Origin of the sequence: Pararhizobium arenae, from assembly GCF_001931685.1 — a bacterium.
Classification (GTDB): domain Bacteria; phylum Pseudomonadota; class Alphaproteobacteria; order Rhizobiales; family Rhizobiaceae; genus Pararhizobium; species Pararhizobium arenae.
In genome coordinates, this window is sequence record NZ_MOOY01000024.1 from 1 (window position 1) to 5984 (window position 5984).

The 5984-nt window shown below is 53.9% G+C and carries 6 protein-coding genes and 1 pseudogene; 3 read left to right on the forward strand and 4 right to left on the reverse strand.

What is annotated here, in order from left to right; translation table 11 throughout:
* Nucleotides 1–388, reverse strand: a pseudogene (locus tag BLX89_RS23585) (transposase); the annotation flags it as partial.
* A gap of 257 nt (nt 389–645) precedes the next feature.
* On the opposite strand from BLX89_RS23585, the gene BLX89_RS23590 reads away from it, so the two are divergent.
* Together BLX89_RS23590 and BLX89_RS23600 are read left to right on the forward strand one after the other, a co-directional pair.
* Nucleotides 646–1842, forward strand: coding sequence for a GAF domain-containing sensor histidine kinase (locus BLX89_RS23590; protein ID WP_075293373.1), 1197 nt, complete (start codon nt 646–648; stop codon nt 1840–1842).
* 524 nt (nt 1843–2366) lie between these two features.
* Nucleotides 2367–2600, forward strand: coding sequence for a DUF6894 family protein (locus BLX89_RS23600; RefSeq protein ID WP_075293375.1), 234 nt, complete (start codon nt 2367–2369; stop codon nt 2598–2600).
* 405 nt (nt 2601–3005) lie between these two features.
* Here BLX89_RS23600 and BLX89_RS23605 read toward each other — a convergent pair whose 3' ends face one another.
* From BLX89_RS23605 to ligD, 3 genes are all read right to left on the reverse strand, one after another.
* Complete coding sequence (locus tag BLX89_RS23605; protein ID WP_075293376.1) at nt 3006–3209, reverse strand: hypothetical protein; 204 nt, start codon at nt 3207–3209, stop codon at nt 3006–3008.
* A 726-nt stretch (nt 3210–3935) separates the two neighbouring features.
* Nucleotides 3936–4355 carry a response regulator gene (locus BLX89_RS23610; RefSeq protein ID WP_075293377.1) on the reverse strand — a complete coding sequence of 140 codons (420 nt, stop codon included), beginning with the start codon at nt 4353–4355 and terminating at the stop codon, nt 3936–3938.
* A 74-nt stretch (nt 4356–4429) separates the two neighbouring features.
* Entirely contained in the window at nt 4430–5491 is a 1062-nt protein-coding gene (gene ligD, locus BLX89_RS23615) for a non-homologous end-joining DNA ligase (RefSeq protein WP_075293378.1), read from the reverse strand.
* 178 nt (nt 5492–5669) lie between these two features.
* On the opposite strand from ligD, the gene BLX89_RS23620 reads away from it, so the two are divergent.
* A partial coding sequence (locus BLX89_RS23620) for a Ku protein (protein ID WP_143523751.1) occupies nt 5670–5984 on the forward strand: 315 nt, incomplete at its 3' end.

Here is a 5984-nt window from a genome sequence, read left to right on the forward strand (position 1 = left end):
GGCCGCACGCTGCGATATCGCATGCTCGACCGATCCACCGATAGAACCTCGCACGCCCGACGCTGGCTCACTCCATGCTGTGCACAGACGTGACCCACCGCATTCCGCTTCACATCGGGCGTCACCATTTTTTTGCGGCGACATCCTTCAGGATCGCATTGTCCAGCACGGCTTCGGCGAGCAGCTTCTTCAGCTTGGCATTCTCGTCCTCAAGCGCCTTCAGCTTGCGGGCATCCGACACGTCCATGCCGCCATACTTCGCCTTGTATTTGTAGAAGGTTGCATCCGAGATGCCGTGCTTGCGGCAGACATCAACCGTCTTCGCGCCCGCCTCCTGCTCCTTCAATATCCCGATGATCTGTTCTTCCGTGAACCGTGAACGCTTCATCCGTCCGTCTCCTTGATGTGACAGACTCTACCAAATTCTGGAGGAAGTTCAGGGGCTCAGGTCACAATGAGGATAATTCGCGACGAAGCCTCCGATAGATGTGAAAGTCTTCTAGAAGGTTCCGATAACCGCCCTTCTGGAATTTCATCTTTCAAGCATCGTGTTTACCCTCTAATCTCAATCCACTCCGTACGCACCTCCGGCCTCAAAGCCAGGGAATTGCGGCTGACATTTTGACACCTGCTTCAGAGAGACCAATGGCAGACCTAACAGGTGACTTGAATGCGATTGGGGAAATCCCGTCGGTTTCTTCTATTTTGGATGTTGTGACAAAGGTCACGGGAATGGGTTTTGCGGCGGTCGCGCGCGTCACAGAGGACCGGTGGGTCGCATGTGAGGTGTTAGACAACATAGATTTCGGTCTCAAGCCCGGCGGAGAGCTGCGGATCGAAACCACTATCTGCAACGACATACGGGATACCCGTCAAGTTGTGGTCATCCATAACGTTGCCGAAGATAGTGTTTACTGCAGGCACCACACCCCAGCGATGTACGGTTTTCAGAGCTACATCTCGATGCCCATTGTACTATCGGATGGCACCTTCTTCGGAACCCTTTGCGCTATCGATCCAAAGCCGCGCCACATTTCGACAGAGGTCGTTGAGATGTTCAGGTTGTTTGCCGAGTTGATTGCAGTGCACATTTATGCCCGAGCCAAGCTCATTGCGTCGCAACGCGAGCTTGCTGAGGAGCGCAACACTGCAGAGCTTCGAGAACAGTTCATCGCCGTCCTCGGGCATGACTTGCGCAACCCACTTACGGCGATCAGCGGCGGCACACAAATCCTGCTTCGACGGACAGAGGACGAAAAGTCGCGGAGCGTGCTGCAAATGATGGCGGCAGGTGCCCAGAGGATGGGGGCTTTAATTGAGAACGTGATGGACTTCGCCCGTGGCCGCCTGGGTGGTGGCATTGTGTTGCAGACGGAGACCAAGCCGCTGGAGCCGACGCTGTCTCAGGTGGTCAGCGAGATTGCTTCAGCTTGGCCGGATCGTGATATTCGCTATACTTTCGACCTTGCCCATCCCTTCGAAGGTGATCACGTCCGCCTTGGCCAATTATTTTCAAATTTGCTCGGCAACGCTGTAACTCATGGTGAAGAGGGCTCCCCTATTACGGTTGAAGCCGTCACCAGTCCTGAGGGTTTCAAATTATCGGTCGCAAATGCCGGGAAGCGTATTGATCCAAGCACAATTGAACGTCTCTTCCGTCCCTTTGAGCGCGGCGGCGAGCACAGTGTCAAAGGCCTGGGACTCGGACTTTATATCGCCTCTGAAATTGCGCGAGCACATGGCGGCAAGCTGGAAGTAAAGTCTGACGATGAGGAAACCCGATTCACTCTTACCGCGCCTGCAAGTATCCGGAGCGGCGAAGTGGTACAAATGACAAGATAATATTCCCCGGCACTTGTCCATGTTGGCTCGGCGCGTCCTTTGTGTTATCCAACGGGCTAGGGATAAGCGCGTTGCGCCTCCTCCTCGGAGCGGATAAAGTCGCACGCGTTGATGATGTAGCGGAAATACATATCGCTCTGGCGAAAGTCCCAATCAGAGATGAGCAAGACTTCGGACGAAGCCAGACAGTGCCGCGCTGGATTGTCGCCATGTCAAACGAATGGCCAATGTTCTTTTTACAGGCAGTTGTTCTGATCTGCTTGGCTGGTGCCCTGTTCGTGCGGGGTCCCGGTGACCAAGACTGACAGCATATTGTTGACCTATGTCCTTAGGCCAGCGACTGGATTTTCAGAAGCTCCGCCTTGCCCAGGTGTTGCCTTATGATATCCCACCGGTCGCGACGCATGTGCTGAAGCGTTTCATCGCTGATCCAGCAGCGATAGTGGATAACCATATTCAATGCGCTACGGCGAGTAAGTGGAACGAAAACTTCCCTTCGCGATTCATCTGTCGGAGGTGGCAAGATGCCCAAATATTTTTTCCACGTTCGCGATCACGAAGAGTTTTCCGAAGACACCCTCGGCGTCGAACTCCCAGATGACGATGTCGCTATGCAGGAAGCAGCTATAGCCGCACGTGAAATGTGCGCGGAAAAACTAAAGGCTGGCGAAAAGATTGACGGCCAAATTTTTCACGTCATGTCTGAAACCGGAGCCGTTATCGGAACGGTACCATTTCGTTCCGTGGTTGAGCTTTGAGACAATTTCTTAGGATAACGTTGTCTTTAAGAAGTTGTAAGCGCATGATGTCGACTATTGGCACCAACCGAAATCGTAGGCGGGGCCAACTGAGGGCTGAATAGGTGCTCCCGCCTGCTGAACAGGGGGAAGCCAAGCAACACCCTAAAGGAATGTCCGAGAAGCTTGAACTTCTACGCCCTTCGCTGATCCAGTGGTCTCGAAGTTACACCGCAGACGAGGTAAGTCAGACGGTGCTTGTTCTGACTACGCTTGAGATACTCTCCAGATCAGACGACTTATCTGAATAGACGGCGAGGCAGCACCTGCACCGCCTTGCTACAATCGCAAGTTCAGGGCCTCTATCGTCGCTTGCCCGACGGGGCCTTTACGTCAGATGGCTGACGACAGGGGGTAGATCGTCTTTCAATTCCGTGTCATCGAGCGCGCAATCAGTTTGTTGGCGATTACCAGCAATGTGCGCTCGGTATAATTGGGCATAACCTCACCCGGCTCCAAAAATTGGAGCACAATCGACACCAATGACTCAGCCGCCAACCAATCTTCGTCAGTTTCAAAGAGTCGCGGCTTTGCCAATACTGCAGCTGCCTCTTCAAGCTCTTCGTGCATTGCAGCCTCCCGCCATTATGGCAACAGCGGGGGACCGGGGAGAGTTCCTGAAGAACCGGCAGAATTGTACGGCGGCATACCGTTAAAAAAATTAATTGAGTAAGCCAAGTCGGCTTAATAGGATCATCCCATGGTACTCCATCCTATTGTTTCGCCAGAGCATTTGGAGATGCTTCACCGCGTCACTAGCAGCGTGTGCCGTAAGCGTCGCATGGATGTCACCTCGATTGCTGCTCAAGATTTGGCTGCGACGATATTGGCCAGATACCAGAGTGGGATCGACAGTGAAGAGGCTCTTCTGACTTCTTTCTCTGACGATGATGAATGGCGATATCGGTGAGACCCAGACACCCAACGATCAAGATATAGCTTCATAATATGACCAACGACGTTCATGAAAAGCGCAGACCACGTGGACCTTCCCCCCGAGGCGATTTCGACGTGTCCAAAGCCGCAGCCGCCGAGAAGATTGCGGCGGACTTGCAGGATGCCAGGACAAAGTCCGAGAAGTTGAAGGCGCTGAGACTGCAGCGGGATCAGTTGAAAGCAAAGGACTAAGCGGCCTGTCGGGAATGCCAATATTCATCAGCCGACCCCCTGCCACTTGAGGAAGGGGTACCATGAAGGTCGAAGTTGACCATGTCCGTGGACGTCCAAACAAAATCCACCTTTGAGCCTTTCACCATGGCCATCTTCAATATAGTGCCTCCGCTGAAGCGTGACAGGCTACGCAAGTGGACGGACATCGTTAAGGAGCGTGGCCAAACCCGTCGTGAGCTGGACTTCCGCGAACGGCTTCTGCAACAGAATGCTTTCGGGAACGCCGTAAGCCGTCCACTCCCCAGTGCTGTCGCCCGTCATATAGATTACGGGGATACTCGGATACAGTTCACGCGCTCTACGTGCTACGTCCCATCCGGTTGCCTGGCCAGGTATGCGAATGTCTGTCACGAGCGCGGAAAATGATTGGTTGCTGTCCTCCAAGATAGCTATTGCGTCGTCGCCGTTCACCGAGGTCTCAAACAGGAAGCCTGCATCCTCGACCATTTGCTCGACAGCTATCGCTATCAACGCCTCGTCTTCAACTATTAGCAAACGCAGCTTCTCGCGTTCGTTGCTTATGGCTGCTTCCTGAATTTTGTCCATGATCACACTCCCTGGGGAGCGCCAGAACAAGACTTCGCTTAGGAAGTTCCGATGTCCGTGACGTTTGCGTCGTGCTACTTTATTTTGAAGACATCCGCGTTGTCTTGCCGCTCACGCAGGCCTTTGTAAGCCGCGTGCCGAAGTCTGCTATCGTCAGTCCAAGCCCGATATTCGATCTCGGCGATCAGCGTGGGATGGAGCCAAACGATATCTTTTCCGCCGCCGTCGTACGCGACAGGCGGCCGCTTTTCCTTCCACCGCACCGTATCCATCAGTTTGCGCAGCTCGGTCGCTTGGCGGCTTTTGAAGCCGGTGCCTACGCTTCCGACATACACGATCTCGTCGCCACGATACGCGCCCAGTAGAAGCGACCTAAACGCAGCCGTTCCTGGAGATGGCTCGTAACCAACTATGAAAAATGCATCGCTTGAGACGCATTTGATTTTCACCCAGTCGCCGTTGCGGCCCGATCTGTAGGGTCGGTCTCTGTGCTTTCCGATGATACCTTCGAGGCCGAGCGAACAGGCGTGCTCCAAAAGAACATTGGGATCGGCTTCAATCTCTTCGGAAACACGGATGGGGCCAGGGGTGTTGCCTAAAGCGTCTTCCAGTAGATGACGTCGGGTGCTGTACTCCATACCTCGGAGGTCATGACCATCCAGGTAAAGCAGGTCAAAAGCCATAAAAACGGCATCGGAGGCTTTGTTTCCGTCTCGCTTGCCGGTTGCGCCCAAGGATTTCTGCAGCAATCCGAAATCTGATCGACCTTGGTCGTCCAATTTTACTGCTTCGCCATCGAGGATCATTGTCGTAGGCCCAAGGTCCCGTGCACCTTGAGCGATTAAGGGAAATCTATCGGTCCAGTCGTGCCCGCCTCGGGTAAGGATTTTCGCGCCATTCGAGTCGATGAAGACTGATACGCGATAACCATCCCACTTTATTTCCCAGGACCAGTCGCCCGTTGTCGGTGGCCGGGTGAGGAGCGTCGCAAGGCACGGCTCAACACGCTCTGGCATTGGATCGAAAAGCAGTTGAGGCTGAGCGGGGTCGCGCCTTCGAAGGCGGCGACTTTTCAATGGGCCGACATCTTCTCTTAGCAGAGGTTTTGTACGTGGAGATTTAGGTGGTTTCGACATGCTGCAATTGCAGCAGACAAACCCTTACAAATGACTACGGTCTTTGAGGCCAAGACGGCCTGATCGCCAAACGTTCCGCACGTCTTGCCAATGCGACCGGTCACTGTTCCGCAGGAATAACACCAAAGGAACGAAACCCAAATTTGCAAGTTTCTCCGGCAAGCAGTCGGAGGGATAAATGGCACATCGCGCTCAATGGAAAGGCCATCTCGAAATCGGTGACTTCAAATGCGCCGTCGGCCTGTACACGGCCTCGTCGACGTCCGAGCGCATCAGCTTTCACACGATCAACAAAGCCACCGGCAATCGGGTCAAACGAGAGTTCGTCGACTCTGAAACTGACGACCCCGTCGAACGCGAAGATCAGGTTAAAGGTTTCGAGATCGAGAACGGCGAGTATCTCATGATCGATCCCGAGGAAGTCGCTGCCGTTGTACCTGATGCTGACAAAATGCTCGACATCGAAGCCTTCATCCCATGCGGCAAGATCGAC

Coding starts and splice junctions, on each gene's coding strand:
- BLX89_RS23590 (WP_075293373.1), top strand. CDS start 646: ATGGCAGACCTAACAGGTGACTTGAATGCGATTGGGGAAATCCCGTCG.
- BLX89_RS23600 (WP_075293375.1), top strand. CDS start 2,367: ATGCCCAAATATTTTTTCCACGTTCGCGATCACGAAGAGTTTTCCGAA.
- BLX89_RS23605 (WP_075293376.1), bottom strand. CDS start 3,209: ATGCACGAAGAGCTTGAAGAGGCAGCTGCAGTATTGGCAAAGCCGCGA.
- BLX89_RS23610 (WP_075293377.1), bottom strand. CDS start 4,355: ATGGACAAAATTCAGGAAGCAGCCATAAGCAACGAACGCGAGAAGCTG.
- ligD (WP_075293378.1), bottom strand. CDS start 5,491: ATGTCGAAACCACCTAAATCTCCACGTACAAAACCTCTGCTAAGAGAA.